27 protein-coding genes are annotated in these 21310 nt (G+C 44.4%); 1 reads left to right on the top strand and 26 read right to left on the bottom strand.

Features of this window, described 5'->3' with window-relative positions; genetic code table 11:
- Positions 1–35: 35 nt before the first annotated feature.
- The 8 genes from XBJ1_RS05345 to XBJ1_RS05310 form a co-directional block, all read right to left on the bottom strand.
- Entirely contained in the window at positions 36–344 is a 309-nt protein-coding gene (locus XBJ1_RS05345) for a hypothetical protein (RefSeq protein ID WP_012987778.1), read from the bottom strand.
- Positions 337–699 carry a hypothetical protein gene (locus tag XBJ1_RS05340; protein WP_038199735.1) on the bottom strand — a complete coding sequence of 121 codons (363 nt, stop codon included), beginning with the start codon at positions 697–699 and terminating at the stop codon, positions 337–339. The genes XBJ1_RS05345 and XBJ1_RS05340 overlap by 8 nt, the downstream gene beginning before the upstream one ends.
- Before the next feature lie 97 nt (positions 700–796).
- The gene (locus tag XBJ1_RS05335; protein ID WP_012987776.1) at positions 797–4228 is read right to left on the bottom strand and encodes a tape measure protein; all 3432 of its coding nucleotides are present in this window, start codon (positions 4226–4228) and stop codon (positions 797–799) included.
- A 96-nt stretch (positions 4229–4324) separates the two neighbouring features.
- A complete protein-coding gene (locus tag XBJ1_RS05330; RefSeq protein WP_012987775.1) occupies positions 4325–4867 on the bottom strand; it encodes a hypothetical protein in 543 nt (180 codons plus the stop codon).
- A gap of 141 nt (positions 4868–5008) precedes the next feature.
- Positions 5009–5584: a hypothetical protein gene (locus tag XBJ1_RS18995; RefSeq protein ID WP_012987774.1), complete on the bottom strand. Its 576-nt coding sequence runs from the start codon at positions 5582–5584 to the stop codon at positions 5009–5011.
- Entirely contained in the window at positions 5577–5978 is a 402-nt protein-coding gene (locus XBJ1_RS05320) for a hypothetical protein (RefSeq protein ID WP_012987773.1), read from the bottom strand. Before XBJ1_RS05320 ends, XBJ1_RS18995 begins: the two co-directional genes overlap by 8 nt.
- Entirely contained in the window at positions 5971–6222 is a 252-nt protein-coding gene (locus tag XBJ1_RS05315) for an Arc family DNA-binding protein (RefSeq protein WP_038199738.1), read from the bottom strand. The genes XBJ1_RS05320 and XBJ1_RS05315 overlap by 8 nt, the downstream gene beginning before the upstream one ends.
- A gap of 16 nt (positions 6223–6238) precedes the next feature.
- Positions 6239–6508 carry a hypothetical protein gene (locus XBJ1_RS05310; protein ID WP_012987771.1) on the bottom strand — a complete coding sequence of 90 codons (270 nt, stop codon included), beginning with the start codon at positions 6506–6508 and terminating at the stop codon, positions 6239–6241.
- A 388-nt stretch (positions 6509–6896) separates the two neighbouring features.
- Between XBJ1_RS05310 and XBJ1_RS22345 the strand changes: the two genes are divergently transcribed.
- Positions 6897–7667: a KilA-N domain-containing protein gene (locus tag XBJ1_RS22345; RefSeq protein ID WP_012987769.1), complete on the top strand. Its 771-nt coding sequence runs from the start codon at positions 6897–6899 to the stop codon at positions 7665–7667.
- A 379-nt stretch (positions 7668–8046) separates the two neighbouring features.
- On the opposite strand, the gene XBJ1_RS05300 is transcribed toward XBJ1_RS22345, so the two are convergent.
- The 18 genes from XBJ1_RS05300 to XBJ1_RS21745 all read right to left on the bottom strand — a co-directional run bounded on the left by XBJ1_RS05300 (position 8047) and on the right by XBJ1_RS21745 (position 21181).
- Positions 8047–8688: a hypothetical protein gene (locus XBJ1_RS05300; RefSeq protein WP_012987767.1), complete on the bottom strand. Its 642-nt coding sequence runs from the start codon at positions 8686–8688 to the stop codon at positions 8047–8049.
- 196 nt (positions 8689–8884) lie between these two features.
- A complete protein-coding gene (locus XBJ1_RS05295) occupies positions 8885–9571 on the bottom strand; it encodes a DUF6246 family protein (protein ID WP_012987766.1) in 687 nt (228 codons plus the stop codon).
- A gap of 49 nt (positions 9572–9620) precedes the next feature.
- Positions 9621–10373, bottom strand: a complete 753-nt coding sequence (locus tag XBJ1_RS05290) for an Ig-like domain-containing protein (RefSeq protein ID WP_012987765.1) — start codon at positions 10371–10373, stop codon at positions 9621–9623.
- Positions 10374–10424: 51 nt separating this feature from the next.
- Entirely contained in the window at positions 10425–10799 is a 375-nt protein-coding gene (locus XBJ1_RS05285; RefSeq protein ID WP_012987764.1) for a phage tail termination protein, read from the bottom strand.
- Positions 10796–11167 carry a hypothetical protein gene (locus tag XBJ1_RS05280; protein WP_012987763.1) on the bottom strand — a complete coding sequence of 124 codons (372 nt, stop codon included), beginning with the start codon at positions 11165–11167 and terminating at the stop codon, positions 10796–10798. The genes XBJ1_RS05285 and XBJ1_RS05280 overlap by 4 nt, the downstream gene beginning before the upstream one ends.
- Before the next feature lies 1 nt (position 11168).
- The gene (locus tag XBJ1_RS05275; RefSeq protein ID WP_012987762.1) at positions 11169–11516 is read right to left on the bottom strand and encodes a hypothetical protein; all 348 of its coding nucleotides are present in this window, start codon (positions 11514–11516) and stop codon (positions 11169–11171) included.
- Between the two features lie 2 nt (positions 11517–11518).
- Positions 11519–11884 carry a DUF7370 family protein gene (locus XBJ1_RS05270; protein WP_038199740.1) on the bottom strand — a complete coding sequence of 122 codons (366 nt, stop codon included), beginning with the start codon at positions 11882–11884 and terminating at the stop codon, positions 11519–11521.
- Complete coding sequence (locus XBJ1_RS05265) at positions 11865–12254, bottom strand: hypothetical protein (protein WP_012987760.1); 390 nt, start codon at positions 12252–12254, stop codon at positions 11865–11867. The genes XBJ1_RS05270 and XBJ1_RS05265 overlap by 20 nt, the downstream gene beginning before the upstream one ends.
- 9 nt (positions 12255–12263) lie before the next feature.
- Positions 12264–13340, bottom strand: coding sequence for a major capsid protein (locus XBJ1_RS05260; RefSeq protein ID WP_012987759.1), 1077 nt, complete (start codon positions 13338–13340; stop codon positions 12264–12266).
- 10 nt (positions 13341–13350) lie between these two features.
- Positions 13351–13779 carry a hypothetical protein gene (locus tag XBJ1_RS05255; RefSeq protein ID WP_012987758.1) on the bottom strand — a complete coding sequence of 143 codons (429 nt, stop codon included), beginning with the start codon at positions 13777–13779 and terminating at the stop codon, positions 13351–13353.
- A gap of 5 nt (positions 13780–13784) precedes the next feature.
- Positions 13785–15173, bottom strand: a complete 1389-nt coding sequence (locus tag XBJ1_RS05250) for a DUF2213 domain-containing protein (protein WP_012987756.1) — start codon at positions 15171–15173, stop codon at positions 13785–13787.
- Positions 15174–15193: 20 nt separating this feature from the next.
- Entirely contained in the window at positions 15194–16186 is a 993-nt protein-coding gene (locus tag XBJ1_RS05245) for a phage minor head protein (RefSeq protein ID WP_038199742.1), read from the bottom strand.
- Positions 16143–17567, bottom strand: a complete 1425-nt coding sequence (locus XBJ1_RS05240) for an anti-CBASS protein Acb1 family protein (protein ID WP_012987754.1) — start codon at positions 17565–17567, stop codon at positions 16143–16145. Before XBJ1_RS05240 ends, XBJ1_RS05245 begins: the two co-directional genes overlap by 44 nt.
- Positions 17568–17576: 9 nt before the next feature.
- Positions 17577–19046, bottom strand: a complete 1470-nt coding sequence (locus XBJ1_RS05235; RefSeq protein WP_012987753.1) for a terminase — start codon at positions 19044–19046, stop codon at positions 17577–17579.
- A gap of 2 nt (positions 19047–19048) precedes the next feature.
- A complete protein-coding gene (locus XBJ1_RS05230; RefSeq protein WP_012987752.1) occupies positions 19049–19561 on the bottom strand; it encodes a terminase small subunit in 513 nt (170 codons plus the stop codon).
- Between the two features lie 62 nt (positions 19562–19623).
- Positions 19624–19896 (bottom strand): hypothetical protein, encoded by a 273-nt coding sequence (locus XBJ1_RS05225; protein ID WP_049778802.1) that lies wholly within the window; start codon positions 19894–19896, stop codon positions 19624–19626.
- Positions 19897–19945: 49 nt separating this feature from the next.
- A complete protein-coding gene (locus XBJ1_RS05220; RefSeq protein WP_041573280.1) occupies positions 19946–20983 on the bottom strand; it encodes an IS630 family transposase in 1038 nt (345 codons plus the stop codon).
- A 42-nt stretch (positions 20984–21025) separates the two neighbouring features.
- Positions 21026–21181, bottom strand: a complete 156-nt coding sequence (locus tag XBJ1_RS21745; RefSeq protein WP_012987750.1) for a hypothetical protein — start codon at positions 21179–21181, stop codon at positions 21026–21028.
- Positions 21182–21310: the final 129 nt, after the last annotated feature.

Raw genomic sequence — 21310 nt, 5'->3', positions numbered from 1 at the left:
CCTCGCAGGGAGGCTTTTTTAGCTTTCAGAATAAATTAAAAAATCAATTTAGATACGGCAATTGCAATACTCGCTGTGGCTATGAGGGTCGCAGCTATCCATTTAGTTTGGTTTGCAATAGCTTTTTGTACTTCAACTCTCACCGATGCAATATCTTCTTTTGTTGCATAGTTTGATTTGATGACAGCGAGATCTACTTTGATGGAATGTACATATTCTTCTAACTTTTTAACTCTTGTTTCCATCTCTCCACCTCCACCATTCCCTCCAGAGTGACTGGTTTCATTTTCTGGCAAGGGAGTATCTTTAAATATAGGGATTACATTCTCTAAATGCTTAGCCATTCTTACCTTCCGTACTCTGCTTGCCACCATTTTCTAGCCAGTTAATAACATGATAGGCATTGAAATACATTTCATGACTACAATTTTGACAAATGCCCCTATATTTATATTTGGCTATATTATATTTACTTTTAATGGATACCTCGTTAACTTCTATCGGAATGAGATAGAACTCTTCATCTGTCCCGTCAGCCATTGAAGGAAATCTAACATCCTTATTGCCACACATTACGCATGATATAGCGGGTATCCCTCTACTTCTTAAGAATTGAGAAAAACTTAAAGCAGTAACCAACTTAAATTTCTCCCAAAGTTTCCTCTCTTTACTTTCGATTCTCTTCGGTTCAGTATCCATCACCCACTCCAATAACAGAAATTTTATTACACAATTTAAGCATCAGTTATTGGATTCGTGTTACTGATTTTATTTACAGCGTTTTCATACAAGCTAGTTACTGATTAAGTAAACCACCGTCACGCTGCGTCTCATTAGCCAAGACATCATAGACTTCGCGCCTAACAAAACCAGATAACATCCTAGCATTTTCGGCTGTAAATTGACCATTATTACTGACATTGAAATTATTGACCTGATTAATAACTATACCACCACTACCACCTTTCCCCATATCCCTATTACTAATCACCTGCCCCCTGTCACCCGGTATCATGTATTGATGACCGTTATTCGCTTTGAATATTTCAGGCTTATTGTCTTCACCAATGCGATAAGCACCGTTCGGACTGACTGGCCCACCATTTTTACGAGCGCCCATTAATGCGATCATTGCAGGTATTGCCACCGCCATTGCAGTTAGACCGAAAGTCGCCGCAGTTCCCATTGTTGCTACACTGGTAGCCGCAGCAGCAGGAGCCATTGCCGTAGTAATCGTCGCGCCTGTTGCTACAGCCGATGCCGCAGCCGCAGTGTTAACAGCTTTACCGATGACCATGTTCTTGATTTGCTGCATCCCCATTTGAACCAAAGCAGACACCGCCTCGTTAGTGATGGTTAACGCGAGGTTTCGCATGGCATCGTTGGCGCTTTGAGTGCCGGTTAGCAGCCCTGTTATGGAATTGGCAGAGCGTTGTCCCAATGACTCCATAGCATCACCCAGAAATTGATACATCTCATTCTGGCCTTTCCATTGTTCCCATTGGGCGTTAGCAAGGTCTTCTTGATACTTCTTTTCGATAGCGGCTCTGGCTGCCTCGGCCTGTTCTTTCAACTCGGTATGCCTCTGCTCGAAATCTGTGATAGCTGCTATTTTTCTATCATGTTCATTAATGAGGTTTTGTACTGGGTCGAATTCCCCAAGGGTTTTCATGGCAGGCGATACGGCTTCATTGACTTTGCGTTGTCGTTCCTCTTCTTCGGCCTTGTCCTTAATTGCTTTCATCTGCTCTTGGAACGTTTTTTCGTCGATGAGGTGCTTATCGTACATCCTCGTGAGGTCATCTTCTTCTTTCTTCCGAAGCTTTGCGGAATGGGCTGCAACATCGAGTTCAGAGGCTTTAATTTTGTCATCTTTTGCTTGGTTAGCCAGCCAAATTCTTGCAGCAAGATCTTCCGCTGCTTTTATCTGGAGTTCACTAGAACCCTCCGGCATCGCCTTTCGAGCATCATATTTAGCCATCTCAAGGCTGTTTTCTTCGTAGCCAGTGTTGAGGCGTTCAAGTTCTTCGCGTTGATCTTTAAGTGAGTTTGCAATCTGTTTAGAACGACTTTCAGCCTCATCTTGAGCTTTCTTAGCTGCTGATTCAGCCTCCTGAGCGGCCTTTTTTCGTTTCTCGGCTGCTTCATCAACTTCTTGTTTTTTAACAACCAGATTAACGTACTTTTCAGTATCTCCTGAGTTTGCACCCGCATCCTTAGCTTCAAACTCAGCTTCTTTTATCAGTTTGCCTTTTTCATCAGGTATCGATGCTATTTCCAAGTCCCTTTCGGCATTCTTAATCATGCCTTCCATTTTCTTATTAACTTCTTTTGTATCTTCGCCTACGGATTTAATTGCGATACCAAGGCTACTAAGTTTAACTTTTATTAAATCCACTACCTCCCCGTATGTTTTCCCTGCATTCTCCCATTCCTTAACGTTATTAGGGATTTCCTTTTTACCTTGCTCATAAATTAACTTATTTGTTTCCGCTATTTTTTTGTTTCCGATATCGGACATTTTCGCCGAATTTGCCTTGGCGTTGTTCAGCTCTCTTGTTATGCGTACATGATCTGCTTTAGCTTGCGTTAGAGCCTCTTGCGCTTGTTTCTCATCATCAGTAACAGCTTGCTCGGCAAAATCGCTATCAAGCCCGTTACTCGTGTAATAGGCTATTTTTATCGCTCTTTTTTTAGGGTCTTTGAATTTATCGAGTTCCTTCTGCAATTCATCAATTTTTTGCTCTGCGTTTTTGGCGTCTATTCCCATCTGCTTGATTGATTTATTCATCTTATCAATTTCAGCAGCAACCTCTTCCACACTCAAATCCTTGAGTTTTTCTTTAACATCGCCTAAATTTTTCGCATATTCCCTCGCACCGTCTGATGCCTGTTTGGTTTTTTCATACATATAGTAAAAAACCCCTGCTGCGATGGTGATAAGGCCGAACCATCCCCCCACAAAAGCGAATGCAGATCCCAGCAATCTCAAGCCCACAGATGCCTCTTTAGCGGCAACACCAACAGCAGCAGTAGCTACCGCTGCTACTTTGCCAGTAGTTGCCACTTCTAGGTTGACTATTGCTAACCTAGACTTAGCAATGACGAGATTATCAGTCGCTATCCTCTCAGCATTAGTACCAGCCGCTGCTTTAAGTTCCGCTTCTGCAACCATATAGGCCAAAATAGCCTGTTCTCTATCCGCAAGTGCTTTACGATTAGCAGCAATAGCTGCATGTTCTGTTGCTAATGCGTTGGCGTGTGATGCCCTAGCATCAGCCAGAGAAGCTTGCGTGGATGTGTGCATAGCTCTCACTTTACCTGCCAGTGCGCCATTAAATTTAGCGACAGCCGCTAGTGCTACCATGCCGATAGCGGTAGCAAATACATCCAGATTTCCGCTCAAATTCACCAATGATTTATTGAATATGTTCGCTGCTGTACTTACCTTACTAGACTCACCAACGAACTTGGTGACGTTATTGTTAGCGACCACGAACGCCTGTTCTATCGTGGAGGTAGTTTTAGCAAATTCTTTGGCGATTTTATCTGCACTTGCTTTCATTGCAGCGACAACTATTTTGGAGGTTAATTTACCTTGCGCTGCCATTGCCTTTAATTGACCGATATCTTTACCAAGATAGTCAGCAATGGCTTGCATTATCCTTATGCCGTTCTCGCTAACGGAGTTGAATTCCTCGCCACGTAATGCACCTGCTGCTAAAGCTTGCGATAACTGAACAAGTACACTGGATGATTCTGCCGCTGTCGCACCTGACACAATAAGCGCTTTATTTATTGTTTCAGTCATATCACCTAAGTCTCTAGCGCCCATATTTAATGAGCGAGTAGCTTTCTCAAGACGACCATACAGTGTAGCTGTGGCTTCTAGGCTAGTTCTTGACCTTTGAGCGATATCGAATACACGCGCAGTCACTTCACCAAGCTCTTCATGTGCCTTTTTGGAATTAACTAATTTGTTGTTTACAGTAGTCCAGCTATCTGCATATTTGGCAATTTGTTGGATATAGAGCGCTGAAATAAGACTTGATGCTACCATAGATAATGATGACATTGACTTCCCTAGACTTCTTGTAGCCATGTCTGCCCTACCCATTCCGCGTTCTAAACCATCCAATCTATCATTTACTTGGCGCTGGGCAGTGAGCAATTGCGCTACATCCATTGATACTTGGTAAACAATATTACCTACCTGATGATCTGCCATTTTGTCGGTTCCTTAAAAAAGAAAACCCCGCCATGTGGCAGGGTTATTTGGTACATATAAGGGAATATAATTTCAAAGCGTGACGGATTGATAATTTTATTGTCTTGCTATAAATCGTTTTCCCATTTTACCCAAAAGCAACGAAAATAAAATTGCCAACGAGCCAATAATGGTGATTCCCACTCCAGCCGTCATATAAAGCTGCCGATCTGCAACTAATCCAGCATTAATAACCTTGTCATAATACCCAACTGAAATATTCATTGTGCAAGCATAAAAGCAAACAAATAGGCCAATAAATGTTAATAGAAAACCTATTACTTTTGGTATAGAACCACCGCCAATATTAAGCTCACATTCTTTGGCTTTCATTTCTTCTGCCAGCACGCTACGCATAGCTATCTTTGCATCGTCAGGCTCATTAAGAATGAAAACATCAAAAGCATCATAATAATCTTGATGCATTTGAATAACCGTATCAGAATCACCATTCTCTTGATACTTTTCCGTAGCTCCATTTATAACTTTCATTATTTCTCTTATTGTGCGCCTGTTGGCCTGATAACATTCGCTATCGTCACTTTTTATGAGAATTTTATAATAATCTCTTGGTTCGCCCTGTATTGAAATATCTGACATATTTACCTCGGTTATTTACCATTATCAGCCAAGCACTTCTCTAAAATTTCTCTTCTATTCTGTTCAACTGGAACAGCCCCTCATTATCAAGCAATTTCACACTATTTAACCGTAAACAGCATAAAGCCCGTGAATGGAGCTTTAGCCTAAAAATGATATGTATAGTCGATAGATGACAAACAATAGGCCAGGCAGACCTAAAATCCAGAGGATTAAACTTAAACGTGCATCTTTCAACTTACCATCAAAAGATAATGCATTTTTCTCAAGAGATGACTCAATTCGAGATATTGCATTATCAAGTTTATTGTCCATCTCTTTGAATTTAGAGTTAAATCTGTTCTCTACTTCTGTGAGCTTAGAGTCAAATCTGTTCTCTGTCTTTGTTAATCTAGCATCAAGCTGATCTTCGCTTGGTTTCTTAGATAGAGCGCTGTCGATTGCGTCTAATTTTTGCTTAATAACAGCAACGTCAGTCTTCATTGTGCCGACATCACCGGTAACTGTTTTCAGGTCAGACTTCATATCGTTCATGGTAGTTTTGATATGTTCAACGTCTGATTCAAGTCTTGCTACTCGTGATTCCATACCGCCACCTCCACCACTGCCACCAATTTTAGATTGCTGTGATTCATAATCATCTGAGTTTTCATGAGGCTTAACCACCTTGAATCGGTTTCTTGATTCTAATCTAGCATCAACTGTAATTTTATTCATTTACAAGACTCACTTTAAAGTAGGCCTCATTGCCATCAATTTCCTCGTTATTGACTAGAATGCCAGTCCTAACGAAATACGTGCCCTCATATGAAAACATGGACTTGAGAAAACTGAGCCTGATAGATGCAGCGATATCATCTGGCTTCCCCTGCGTATCTTCTGTTTTCATCCAAAAGCCTTTTTTATCACACACTTCTGTTTGGTTCGAATCTGTAACCCTAAACAACTGGCTTTGTATGTAATACGGCTCATCATGTTTTAAATTAATCATGAAAACCTTGAAATGAAAATCAACAATAAATGGTAATTCTTCGCACTCAAAAACAAGCAATGGCTGTTCATCGCTATCAGGATTATACGGGTGAATAAACGCTATTCTTTCATTATTCATTGTCTTTCCCTTCATACATCCGCTTGATTGTTTTCATAAACAACTCTTTGAACTTCTCAGACTCTAACTGCACAAGTTCGTCTATGTTCTTTGGTTTTGATTCTTCGTCTACAGCAGTTTGTAAGATCATGACCATTTCAGAATTAAGGGAGCGCCCGTTCTTCCTCGCTCTATCGGTCAGCTTTTCCTTTAATTCGTCAGGCATCCTTATGCTGTACGGACTGATATCTCTAACTTTCTTCATTGAACTTAGCCATTAATCACATTAACTTCATTGATCCCTTTAGTTTTCCTTCTCTAAGCTCAATACACTCTTCTGCACTTGTTTGCCGCCAGTTACCAAATGAATCCCTTATTGCAAACTGATCATCAAATCCAAGATGCACTGAACATTGACAAAATTCATCATAATAATCAATGGTTAATGTGTCTTCAGTAAATAAACAAATTCCTTCATACTCTTGGGCTATATCCAATACCCATTGTAGTTTTGAGATCTGTTCAAATACTTCTTTGTTGTACTTTTTCATAATTGCGCTCTTACTTTTATTTGACTATTTGCAGTGTTACTCAGTAAAGATGCAAGTTAAAGCAAAACAAATATATTATATGATGTTGCATGCACTTAACGCTATATTAGTTGACAGAGTACAAGTTTACTTATAAATTTACCGCCAAGAGGCGTCGAAACCTCAGCAAAAGCGGTCAGAGCCAACCCCGTCAGTGTTGGATTTTTTATGCCTAAATTTTAATGGTTGATTGATCAACCATATCTCCGATTCAAAGTCGGGAGGGCGACGAATACAACACCCGAAAGGGGAATAAGTCCGCGGTCTCTTTTGCACCGTTTCGAACCTCCTGACACCACTCTTTGTTAGTGGTAACTCAATATCGAAATAAAGCAAAAGGAGTCATCTCATGATTACTAATCAATTAACCATCTCTAGCACATCAATTCATCAAGATAAAGATGGACGCTACTCACTGAATGATCTACATCAAGCATCTGGCGGTGAGCAAAAAAATAAACCAGTGCATTGGTTATCTACTCAGCAAGCTAAAGATTTGATTGAAGAAATTTCAAAGGTAGAAAATCCTACCTTTAAATCTGTATTCATAAAAAAGGGGCGCTATGGCGGAACTTACGTTTGCAAAGAATTAGTTTATTCCTATGCAATGTGGATCAGCGCCGCATTCGCCCTAAAAGTTATCAGAGCATATGATGACTTGGTTAATGGTCGTATTAGTACAGTAGAAAGTAAGACCACAGTTCAGCAACGGAACCCATTAAAGAACGCCGTTAACCTTCTGGTCAGCAAGAAAGGTATCATGTACCCAGAGGCTTACTCACTGGTTCACCAGCGGTTCAATGTAGAGCATATAGACGAATTGACAGCCGATCAGTTACCACAGGCTATCGAATATGTTCACAAGATGGCAATGGAAGGTGAGTATCTTGGCAAAGAAGAATTACCTGTTCTGCGTGGTTATTCTGGATTCAGCGGAAAGTTACTAATGGAACTGGAAAACGGCGAAGTTGTTTACTCCTCAGCACTAACACCAAATCACCATGTAGCGACCATAAATGATTTTATGGAAATTGCACAACGTGCTGGATACCTGCTGATACGTAAAGAAGATATGCAACCCATGATGAAGGCATTGGAAAGCTATAAATTCAACGCCTAACCCCAAGCCACGGATGGCTTATTCCATCATTATAACCTCACAGGGGGTGGAAAACCCTCAGTAGGCCATCGAATACGCTCAGTCTGTACTTGTCTGGGAGTGGACACCTCTTGAGATATATGGGGAAACCTACGAGAAATTTTGCGTAACATTTCAGACCCTAGAGATTGAGGGTGTCGTTTGGGTTTTTGATCACCTTGATTATTTTTTAAATCAGTATTATCCATCATTGAAATCCTCTGTTTGATAATAAGGCGGAATAACCGCCTTTATTTATGTAAAACAAAGCACACAGTTAAAAAGCATGTAATTAGAAATTAAAAAAAACCGCAGTTAAGCGGCGTTAGATGTGAAAAACCCGCCGAAGCGGGTTAGTAAGTTATTCTTTTGGCATTGGTAATTCACTTTTAGAAATGATAGCCAGTCTGTTTTGATGATGCTCGGGATCACCCCATAGCCACATCTCTTGTCGGCTAACATCATCTTGAGTCAGAATCTTGCGCAGTTCGCAGGTTATCATGTCATAGGCGTAAACATGCAGATTATACATCAGGGCGTCATACATGCGATCCTGCCAAAAAGCCATGCCATCATTAGTTTGATTCATGTCAGATACTATTACGTTATAGCGCTCCAGCAGATAATCAAAGAACACCTTACCAGCTAAATCACGTAGAGCTGCCCGATGCTGAGGAGTTCTAATGCGCCAAACGAGAATTTGGGTTACAGGACGGCAATTTAACTCAACGTCAGGCTGTATAACCACTCGGTTATAATAAGCGACCTCTTTTGATATGTCGTTTATCAGAGCCAGCTCAAAATGAGACTGACTAATCTTATTAGTCAATCGATTATCAATACGAACCATGCGATAGCCAGGAGAAAGGGGTAATCCTTTTATTTGTCCTGTGATATCTGCTCCACCCATTAAAGAGGCGTAGAGGGTGTGATTATCTGAGCTTTCGTTCAAATGAGCGAAAACTTCATTAATCTTTTCAGGACTTACCAATCTTTGTGGCATATATCCCCCTCAATCCCAGTACCTAAAATGGATAGCTAAAATTTAGCTCATTGATAAATATTCCTTGAGGTGATATTAGTCTACTTGAACCTAAGGTTCAATAGCATTGGCTATATTGCTATTGTTTCGTTGATGATTAAAATGTGTCAGTTTTTAGCCATCCGTAACCCGAAGTTAAGCATGAATCCATGCCATTTCATCGCTGCATACTCACCAGTCTGCGTTTGCCGCTCATCAGCTCATTGGTGCGCTTATCATCAGCATCGATAACAGCGTCATACTCTTCACGCGTAAAGCCTTTCTCATCAGGGAACTTGGCTTTCAGCATCATCTGAAACTCGGTCATGGTTAACCGTTCAGCTTCCTCTCGTGTCATATTGAAGTGCGTGCGGGCAGCACTGATATACTCGATAGCTTTAAACTGGTCGGAATACGCTTCCGTACCTTCATGTCGTTGGAGCCTCCTGATTTCAACCTTACCAATAACTCCATGTGTTATCAGTTCAGTAGCAACCACAATGATGTCATTCACGGGCATTCGTCCCGGTCGATATACCAGACCCCTTCGCCCCGGTCGCCACTCCCCGATGAGCTCGTCTGCATCTTCATCACAACAAGCCTGTATAACCATTATGGCAGTAGATAAAATCTTCCGTCCAATGGGCTTACGCATCAGCTTAATCAGCCAGTCTGGAAGAGTGCCATAGGCTATCACTGCTCGGTTAATGAGTTCCTGCGTCTCCGCGCCATTGAGCAACGTGTACGCCCCCACAATTTGTTGAGGCGTTCCAATTCTCGTCATTGAAGAGAATGAGGGGTAAAGTAAAAAATCGCGTTTATCAGTGGAGATAACTATCTCGCCGATTTCAAAAATAGGTGTCATAATTCCTCCTGAACATTATCAAGGGCGCTCGCAAGCACCCTTTGTAATGTTAAGCAGTTACCGTTACCGCACATTTGGCGGCTTTACTGCCATCCTCGGAAGTGACGGTGACATTTGCCGAGCCTTCTGCAACCCCTTTCACTGTCACCACGCTACCTATCTTGCTCACTGTAGCAACGCTGGTTTTATCAGATGTCACGGTATAGTTTTTATTGGTCGCATCAGCAGGATTGAAATTAACCACAAAAGAACCGGTTTTTCCTACGGCTACAGTCAATGACGAAGGATTAGCGGTGATTGACTGTACCGCGACTTCTTCGATCAACCATTCAACCGTATCGGCATCGGATATTTTTAACTCACCGGAATACGTAGCCACTTCGTTAGCACCGAACTTAGATGACCACGACGTGAAGACCATGTAGCCTTGCAGAACGAAGGCATTCTCGCCTGTAAAATCCATCTGTACCCAATACGAGGGCTGACGGCCAGCCTGAACCTCTCTCGGTATTTCCTGCAACAATCGCAATGGACCGAAATCATCTTTCTTGTCCCGCTTACGATACTCACCATCAAATGAGATGGTTAAGTTCATGCTGGTGACGACACTTTCCACCAGCCCCTTTGAATCATCCGCCTCTGAGGTCAGTGTGTTAGGTGACAGATCAAATGATTTGGTGGTCAATGCACCAATCCGAAAAAACGCTGATTGATCGGGTACTGCATCAGGACAACCATGTGCAATACGGATAATGGCATTACGGCCAATAAGTTTATTGGTTTCTACCGGGCAATTTGCCATGTGAATAACCTCTATTAATAGAAATAAAAAAGGCCGCGTTACGCGACCTGATTATGATGTACAACGGAATAGTAACCGGATGATGTATCGGTTCTCTTGTGTCGGGATGGGGGTTGGCATACCGCCCAGATTGAAAACAGCATTCAGGCAATCATCATCGGGATGAGCAGCCACATAGTCGAGTATTTCCTGCGCTCGCTGGATAACGGGCTGTGGGTCGTTCTGTCCACTGACCAGTATCACCTGCACATTGTCATCCGCACTGAGATCATCCAGTCGTCCTGTTCCACCCGATGGCTGAAAGACCATGTACTGCGCTTTCCCGCCATCGCCTTTCTGTTCAATCCAAGTGACCATCTGTACCGTGAAACCATCAATCAGCCTTGCCGTTGCCAGATAATGCCGGAATTGTTCAAATATACTCATAGCGATTTCAATTCCTCCATGACAGCCTTATCGATCTGCGCCCGCACTTCATTAAATCCGCGCTTCAAGAACTCTTTTTTCGCGGTTGCCCTGCGGAAGTTTTGCTTAACCTTGGGGTCATGAACATAAACGGCGTAGTTTGCAGAATATCCCACCCGCCCCGTTAACCGTGTTCCCTGAAAGCGAACATCACGGAACTGAGAGTTAATGAGGGTGGCAGTATCAATCGGCGTATAAAGAGCAGCCTGAGCGCTCCCGATATACAGCGCCTTATGCATGGCACGAACCACCTTACGCCCTCTAATATCGCCGATGAGTGCATTAAGTCTGGTTTGCGCCTCACGAATGCCGGTGACTTTCACGCCCATATCACACCCCCGTCACTAATGCGTAATCATCCGCCATGCGTTCAAATGTGTCGGCATAGCGCACGATGTGCTTGAGTTCGTCAGCCCCTGCCGCGATAGGATTCAGATTAGATGACTCGCCAATCAGGATATAATCCCCTATAGAGGCATCAGCAAACTCAGTCCAGAATGTGTTTTTGGCAACAAGTTCAGCACCAACCCCAGATATTTTGCTGGACAATCCACCTTGATAATCACACAAGATGATTTGTGGCTCAGCATAACCAAGAGGTTTACCATACTCATCATTTTCTAGCCGCTTCCAGAAGGTACAAGGGGCGGTATAAGCCCAGTTAGCAACACTGCTCATGTTCACCCCACTACATCAAAGAAGCCGACTGATTTACTTTCCAGCGGCAAACCGGACAGGCAGCCTTGTTTATCCCAGATCCTGATTTGTTTCAGCAAATAATCCGTGCCGGCTGAATCGTAATTGAATGAACGCGAACCACCGGAGGGCGAACCCTGTGAGGCAATTTTTCTCGCACCGGACAGGGAAGCCAGACGGACAGCGGCATAGATAAGCAGGAGTTTTTGCAGGTTGTCCTCATAACCCTGAGCCGTCATACACTCCGAGGTTACATTCACCTGCTCCAAGAGCAATTCCAGTACAGAATCAGGCAATGTGAAACCCAACTCGGCGATCATCGGCTTAATGTCACTCAGTGTTATCACCATCTTTTTTCGCCTTTCTGGCCGCTTCCGCAAGAGCTTTCTCTGCATCATCAGCTCGTTTTTTTTCAGCCGCCAATACTTCTGTGAGTTCCGTTTCTTTTGCCTTAGCGGCCTCAATCATGGCTAGCATCTTAGCGTTAGCGTCATCCAGTTCAGCTTGTAGTTCTGAATCTTCAGAAAAATTCATGGTTGCAGGTGTCGCTACTTCAAATACTAATTTCTCCCCCTTTTTATCTTTAGAAGCTTCTGCTTTGCCAGCGTCAATCCACTTAACAGCAATACTGTCATTAATCTCATAGGTGTGGCCAACCTCCAACTTCTGAAGGTTGGCACCGGCAAAAAGATTTGTTACCAAAATTTTTACGAGTGCCATATATCCCCCTTACTTGCCTTTGGCGTGGATGACTGAGAAGTGTCCGTTAATATCCTGCTTAACCATCAGACCAGCAGCCCCCCATGTGCGCCATACATAGTCGGAGTTATAGAACTGGCGTGGATCCGCAACCGTGCCGAAAGCCTGTCCAACAATCGGTGCGATAACACCTGCGCCCAGTGGAATGATCATCATTTCATTGCCTTTCAGCTCAAAGTCTTCTTTGATGCCAGCAATGCCCGTGATTTTCTTAATTTCCTCAAGAACAGTGCGGGTCTGGTTAACGTCGTAGTACAGTTTTTCCCAGTTAGACAGGACGTCACCTGATACATACCAAGTCTGTGCCCCGTACTGGTAGTTTTGTAATTTCAGCACGTCACGCACTTTCATAACTTCACTACGCATTGCTTGACCATCTGTGCTCGTGGTGTGATCGACGTTTAGCGTGACTTGTGCGATACGCTCATCAGCGCGTAAGCCTTTCCACGTTTTATCATCAAACTTAATGAAATTACCTTCACTGTCGCGGAAACCATTCCAGATAAAGTCGAGATACTTACGACGAACAACTTTTACAGAGTCGGCCTGTGCATCAGACAATGAAGCCAGCGCAGAGCCTTTGTTAAATACCGGATCGCGCCAATTGAACTTAAAGCCCGTATCGTGAATTGGCACCATCGTACCGTCAAAGCTGTAAGAACGTGCATCCAGAGCTGCACCAATCTGACCAGACATTGACGTATGTGCCCAACCAGTGCCGCCAGTACGAGCATATTCATACACTGATTCTTCTAAACGCACTGAGCGAGATAATCCCACCAGATCATTTAACAGAGTGAATTCAGTGTTAGGCTCAAACTCTGCCAGCACAGTCTGGTCATACGCACGATACAGGCGCTTGATATCATCGATAGCATTAACCGCATCAAGGCGCGGAGCATCCTCACCACGGAAGCGAGCGCGAGAAATAAAAGCCGCTACCGCCTGAGCAGATGAATTACGGGCTAACGTCAGCTCGCCAAACTGAGCTTGATTAGCCTCAAGGTTGCCGGTTTCGGTTGCCCGTTTAGTTGAAAAATAAAACATTCAGTTCTCCTTACTTAAACACCACGCGAACCAGATCACCCGCTTTTGCTGTGATACTGTCTTCTTCGACATAGGCAAATGCAGCAACACCATCACCAGCCGCCGCAATCTGACCGTTAGCAGCCGTCACAGGCTGACCCTTTTTATACGTTCCCTCAGTTGCACGAACGTTTAGGAATACCCCCGCCATAGGGTGAATACAGATGACCACTGAACCCGCCGTGATAGCGTCATCCACTGTCTGGCAGCGGAGATAGTCGATATTGGCAACATACAAAATGGCTGATTCTTTGCCGTCCACGGAGGCTTTGAATTTGCCTGCCTCAAAATACCCAATGGTGCCGGGCTTCGTATCTACCGCCGCCGCACCTTCGCGATTCAGCATCGGATTGGTAAATACACCACCCGCATGAATTACATGTTTTCCGTCTTTAGCCATTTCCATTACTCCGGCATAGATGTGAATGATTCAGAATTGTTGTTTGTGAATGATGAATTCAGCCCTGCTGATGTCTGGCACTGGGCATAAAAGCCATCCAGTGCTGCACCATCCAGCGCATTAACCGCGATATCGTCCAGACCAAACTTCGCTTTTACCGCAGCACGTTTGTCGGATTTCTCCTTGTCTGCGTTCGCGGTCAACTGAGATTCCAGCGTGGTGATTTTGTCAGTCACTGGTTTCATGGCTGCATTTATTGCTGCGGTAATCGCATCAGTATTTGTTACGGCCTCTTTCTCTTTTTTCGCGCGCGCGGCTTTTTCTTCCAGCGTTTCTTTGTCTTTTGCTTCGTCAGCATTCATCTGGTTGTATGCATCAAGCAATTCAGCTTCGGTCTTGCCGTCAGTCGACTTACCTTTCGCTTTCAGGGCGTTAACAATCATGTCTTTCATCGGGTTATTAGCTCCGTTGGTTTTAATTTCGTATTCAGTTGGCTTACGCACAACTTCGACAGACTCTCCGACGAGTTCGGCTGTACCGTCATCGTTCATGAGATATTTTTGCTGATAGGTTTTACCGGATCGGTAGTAGATAAATTTGTCAGGCCAGACGGTTTCAGGGTAAGGCCAGTCATCATTTGGGTATGCAACTTTTAACTTTGCTCTGAGCGCTGAGTAAATGTCATCGAATGAGAAGTTAGAGGCATTGGTGAAAAAGAATTTCGTTTTATCAACCACTCCCTCTTTTGTGCAATTTGATGCATCAGACAGATTAACCTGCTCGACATTCAGCTTTTCACCATCAGAGTTGACAAAAATCCCCACCCCCTCTTTTGGTGTTGCGGCTCCCGGTTCTTCGGGTGGGAGAATGGCCACATGGTCGAACTGCATATTTCGTGCAATCCATGTGTACTTTTTCCCTCGTGACTTCCCGCCGTTCTGCTCACGCTGTAGCAATAGCCCAGTGGAAATGTGTATAGGCTCAGCGCCTTTGTTAGCGATCATGTCATCCAGACGCTGTAGTAAAACCTGCCCCTTTTCCGTAGACTCCGCATACCGACGGTTAATCTTCATGTCCATGACAACCCGATCACCGTCTTTTCGTACATTCTCAGCCCATGCACCAACATGAAACTGATTGACCGCACGGGGAACATCCGCAGAGACATACTGGCCGTCAATGCTGGGATGTCCCAAAGGCATCTGCTTGCCTTCTATTGATTTGTAGCTCTTGTTAATCTCACCAGCCGGATAAAGACCGCCGTTCATCACAACATCATCAACAACGGGTACAACGCCACGAATGACAATATGTGCATCACCATCGATAGTTTCAGTTGAGATATTGGAGGAGTTTAGGGCTAGGGATTTAACATGAACGCTGGATAGCTTCATGTCGTGACCTCTTTGAAGTGTTACTCGATTTGTTCCGGTTCTGGTTTTTGCCACGCCTGACGTTCTTCTGTCAGACGTTTAGTCAGCCCGGTGTTATACAGTTTTCCGCTATCGTCCAGAACAACAGGCTGTTGTGCGCAGTAGCAGCGATAGCGATTACCGTTCTTGGAATAGAATTCCTCAGCTTCCTGTTTTGTGTAGAGTTTCCCATGCCTGACTGCATGCCATTGCCGTGTTGTAGGTTTCAGAGCGGATAACCAAAGCAATTTGGTATTTAATCCCAGCCGTTCTTTAGCCCATTCAGATTCATTCCAATTAGCCTCTCGCAATGCACCTACTTGCTCAGTCTGGGCGATGTTCTTGGCGGTTCCTATTGACACATTCAAGCGTTTACTGATGATAGCGGCAATCTCTCTCGGATTGACGCCGCGAGCAATAGCCTCAGCTATCACATGAGAAAGATCAGCCCGTGCCGCATCAGAAACGCCCTTCCAATCGCTGTAGGTTGATATAAAAGCTGCCGCCACCTGATTTTGATAGGCTGGCGTTGATAACAAGGCTGAGAGTGTGGTTTTCTGTGCGTAGATTTCTGACTGTGCGGATAGATTGGTATAGGCGTTTAATGTTCCTCGCTGATACTCATCCGCTACATAACTAAAAGCCCATAGCTGATCTTTCCCACCAGCAAGCAAAAAATCATCCAGAATTATTTGCACTATCTCCAGCAGATCAGCCAGTTGCTGGGCTGTCATGTCATAGATATACGTTCCGGCATTGACTCGGTAAAGCGTGTCAGGCTTTACCGCATTTTGGGTGAGTATGTATCCATAGAGTGAATTAACACTACGCTCTCGGCCAACCAATCTTTCATTAAATAGTTGTTTCAGCGCCACCTTGATGCCGTAATACCGCTGTTCGATATCACGAAACATCTTGTTAACGGGGCGGTATGATTGCGTGGGGTCACGCTTATTCCTTGGTATTATCGGGGTTCCAATTTTGGTCTGGGTCATCAGTTAACGGATCTCCGGTTGCGCCCTGTGGCTCTGGCTCTTCTTCCAACGGCTCCATCTCGCCTACAGTACGGACTTCATTAGGAGTAAACGCGGGTGTCCCAAAAGCCTGTTGTGTCTTAAGTGCAGCCTCAGCCATCTTAATCATATTGTCGATCTTCTCCTGCTCACTGGCGGCGAGCATGTCAGACCATGCAATAGTGACCTCACCGGAAGAAGGTGGTTCGATAATGCCGATTTCCCACAACCGCGTTATCAATTGCGTCACATATTGGGTTAGAAAACCCCATCGGCGACCATTCAACCGAACCTTCCAAGTGGCATCATCTTTATCACCGGCTAACTTTCCGGTCTGAGTGCCGAACAGCACAGTAAACGGCACTTGCACGGAGGCGCAAAACTCACGGGCTGTCACTTCCCATGTGGGTGTTGGGTCTCCCGGAGCAACAGACAGGACATTCAACCGCCCCGCTTGCATCACTGCCGCTGAGTCAGTCCCTCTGTTGAGCTTGCTGATTTTATCTTCCAGTGCCGCGCCGAGGTCTTTGTAGCCAGCTTGAATTGCCGCCGTGGTGATACTATTCATATCAGTTTCTTTTTCAAACTCCACCCCGATCTGACGAGAAGCGTTTTTCAAAAAACCCTCGGAACTACCACCAGATACCTTTTCGATATCCAGCAATTTGTTATACCCCGCCCTGAGCAACGGCGTGCCGGAGAAAATATCCCCACTTTCGGCACCTTCGCACAAAGTAATCACCCGTGATGGATGAATGAGAAGTTGTTTCGCTGGGCCTTGCATCTCAACCTGACCCACGGGACGTTCATCAAAATTGAACATCTTTGGCTGCCCATAGGTATCTGAATGAATATCCTGATCCCACTCGGCAACAGTCAATTGAGGCTCCCAGACGGGGATTAGGTTAACTACTGCATCAACTTTTAGTCGTGATACCACAGTAACATCAACAGGCTCACTCCAGTTTTTGCTATCCCTAACCTGAATAAGCAGCGCTGAGTAGTTACCAATCATATTGCGGCGATCAGCATCTTTGATTTTCGCCCAGAACGGCTTTAGCAGCTTTGTAACTTTCGTTTCCCATGCGCTGGTTACGTCTGACTCTTTCTTTTCCTCGCCATCAATAATGGTCGGATTGTCCTGCCAACACCCGTCCAGCAAACGATGCACGGCGGCATGAGCTACAGCATTACGCTCATAGACGTTATAGTACTCTTTGAATCTGAGCTGCTCGGGATAACCGAACTCAGAATAAATATTGGTTCGTTTTGTATTGCCGCTAATCCCACCCGACGCATAGAGCATCCGCTTGGCGATCGTGTCAACCAGACTATTAACGAGCAATTCTTGTTTTTCACTCACAGCCTCTCCTTAAAAGAAAAATGCGCCCACAGCCTTACGGTTGTTCTTGGCAACAGCAAAATACCTGAACCCGTCCGCACCATGTGATGTGAAGTCATGAAGTGGCTTATCTTTCCAGCAACCGCGCTTGTCATCCCATTCCTTGCGGTAGCTTTCCAGATGAGATATCCCCTCACTACACTCTTCATCAAATACACAACTGGACAGGATTTCACGCACCGATTCTATGCCAGTATCCACGCCAACCTTTGGCACAACCTTGAAGATCATTGAGTATTTCTGACCGTCGATTTCGTACCCTTCGCGCGCCAGTTCTCGTCGAGACTTGGCATCAGCGCCAAACTCACGGTTATCGATATCATGTGGCCCCCAATGATCACCATAGATATAGCCTTTATCCTTCAATACCTTCATGTAATGCCGTAAACCCTCACCGGAGTTTTCGTAATAGTCGATGACGTGGAACTCTTCCCCCACTTCACGTACGAACCAGATCGCCGTCGAATCACCCACCCCGATATCCCAGAAGGTATGTACTGGTAGGTGTGAATTATCCGGTAATTTTCCGATGCGTTTGTTCTCATATAGCCAGCGGAACTGCTTGGCGTAGTACGCACCTTCTACTGATTGCTGGAATGCCTCGGACGGGATGGATGGATATTCCCGCTTCATGTCATCGCCGAGTGTCTTCTCTTTGGCGAGATACCATGCCTTTTGACGTTCATTTAACTGAATGCCGTGTTTGCCTGATAATTCAGCGAAGTAGTCAACCAGGCGCTGAGGCCATGCCTCTACTGGGTCTATTGCGTATTGCGGATTCTTCCACCACGAGAAAAAGAAAAACTTCCAATCGAGGTTAGATAGCTGCTTACCCTGTAGTTGTGCTTTCTCTGCCGTCTGGCAGTAGTCAAAGAAGTATCCCGCTCTCCCTTCCGCCGTACTCTCAATCGTCGTGAAACAATCTGTCGATACCGCTTCAAAAGCACCGGTGACAATTTCTCTGGCTTTGTGGGGGAACTTGGCGCATATCTTCCCGAATTCAGAGACATGCAGATAACGCAATGTGCCACCACGGAAAGAGGTTGATACGTACAGCGAGCCGCCCTTGCGAAAGACTAATTCACCCGCTGCGTCATTACTGGCAGGATTGGCGGCTTTAATCTCATCCGGCAATTGGTCATAGGCGTACTTAACCTTCTCACGGAATAGTCGCTTTGCGTCATTCAGGGTGTGGGCAATCAGGGCGCATTTGGCAGATTCGAATAGGGCAGCGTCAAGCTGGATAATGCATACCTCAGTTGTGAAACCGAGCTGACGGGCTTTCAGGATAATATTACGGGTATGGATGCCCTCGAAATACTCCAGCTGCTCTGGTGTCATCTTAAATCTGACGGGGCGACCTTCTTTGTCCGTAATCCAGTAGAGATGATTCAGCCGCCAGAGTTTATCGCGCAGTAACGCTAAATGTTCTGGCTTCATGATTACCCCTTAGAGAGTTCGTCCATCATATCGGATAGCTTACCGACAACATCATGTTCATTCTTGACCTGATCACGGAATGCCTGAACGCTGATGTGCTTGCCTAACAGCTCTAGGTTCTTCACTTTATCCGGCCACTTGATTTTCTTGAGTAACGCTGTGGTATCTTGTGAACCCATCTCAACCACTTCCATACCGGATAGAGTGGTACGCCAGACTTTAGGCCAGTCTTTTACCGGTTTCAGTTCACCGCCATCAGTAAGAATGTCGAGTACGTCCATCTGGTCAATTTCGACCAACCGCTTTAATACGTAGGTGGCATTAACCCCGACCTCTTCATTGCGACCGGCTTTCAGTTCTGCAATTCGCGACTGAATATCAGGTTTTGACAGGTTTTCAGACGCAGTGCGGTTAGCAGTCCTTTCGCTGTACCCCGCACGAATGGCCGCTTGTGTGGCGTTCAAATCAACGAGGTACTCGCGACAAAACATTTCTTGTTTGTCGGTGAGTGCCATTTCTTTTTCCTCTATAAAGCAAAAAACCCTCCGAAGAGGGCTGAATTATCGTGCATTAAATATCAATTTGGAGCTGAACTATACTTTTCAATCATTGGGTCTTCTTGAATATGATATTCACCTATATCTATAAGGCCTAACGATTCGGAATCTTTGCAGGACTTTTTATTGATAATTTTATCGCCTTTATAAACAACAAGCCCTGAAAAATCCCAATATTTACTTCCCCCTGCATAGACGACATAGCTGTAATCACCATTTTTAAATCTGACATAAGTTGATGACCCACCCATAAGCAGCTGATAACCGTAAAATACATTTTTACTATCATTCAATTTTACCGGTAAAGTAATTTCAGTTTTAGATAATGTTCCATATACGCAATTAACTTGAAGATGCGGGTTTTAAAATCTGGAAGTTATCAGTCAACCGAGTGGTGAGTTCTTTCGCTTTTTCTGGCAATGTGACATGAAAAAAGTGGCGCAGCGTTTCACGGAATGTTTTGGTATCCGGAAAATAGACATTGTTTCGTACCTGCTCATTCACATACTTCCATAATCGCTCAATCGGGTTGAGATTAGGGCTGTAAGGCGGCAGGTAGTGCAACTCAATATTCAAAACCTCGGCAAAAAATTGGACGACTCCGGAACGGTGATAACCCGCACCATCCAGAATAATGTGGATTTTTTGCGAAAGTGGATAGGTTTCCCGGATTGAGCCGAAAAAAAGGACGACATTTTTCGCGTTAATCGTCGGATATTCACGAACAATAGTCTCTTCAATCCGTTGTAAATTAAGGGCACCCATGATGTTGAGTCGAGTACGACTGCCTGTGGTTTCAACCACTTTGACGTGCTTCCGCCCGCTCTTCATCCAGCCATAACTTAATTTTGTGGACAGGGTCGGGTGAACCGCATCAATAAATAAAATAGGCGCATTCTGGCCACATTCTTCTTTCAGCGCGTTGTAGGTTTCAATAAACTGTTGCTGTTTATCCGCATCAAATTTATGCGGAGCACCCATTGGCTTCTTGTAGCTGAAACCTTGACGGTGAAGCCATTTCGTCATTCCTGCGACAGTGAAAGTCACCTGCCATCGTGCCCGAACATAGGCCACAATTTGTGCGGTAGTGTGCATCAAATTTGCCATCAGATACTCAACTAATTCTGTTGTTTGTTCGGCAGACAAACGGCTTTCAGAGCCCCCATTTTCAGGGGCGAGTTTTTCCTCAGAGAAGTAATCTTTCAGATGGCGGCTCACCGTACTTTCATGGATCCGCAAAGCCTGAGCAATCATCTGGGCAGTCCAGCCTTCTGAGGCCAAAAGCACGGCCTTGATGCGGTCACGTACTCGTCCATCGCGAGTCGTATCATGCATCAATTCGAGGGCGTCTTTTTGGGCATCTGTTAGATTAATTTTCATGGGCGCAATCATGATCTGATACAAATGAAAAATCAAGCATCTTCAATGACGACGGGTATATCTATAAACAGGCGTCTTTCCTTGCTCCACTGATACATTTACATATTTATTGTTTTCTAACTGACAAGTAAATTCGGCCGCATTAGCGTTTCCAAAAATTACCCCAAAGAAAATTATCGCAGCAATAATCTCTTTCATTTCATTACCTCAAAATATATTAACTATTCCAGTATATTCTATGGAAATGTGAAAGGCATGATTAAACGTATTTTTACGTACTAAATGCTGCATATTTTACGAACATTTTTAAATAAGAATTTATCAAGC

The sequence above is a fragment of the Xenorhabdus bovienii SS-2004 genome (assembly GCF_000027225.1).
Classification (GTDB): Bacteria; Pseudomonadota; Gammaproteobacteria; order Enterobacterales; family Enterobacteriaceae; genus Xenorhabdus; species Xenorhabdus bovienii_C.
This window is presented reverse-complemented; position numbering and strand designations above follow the sequence as displayed.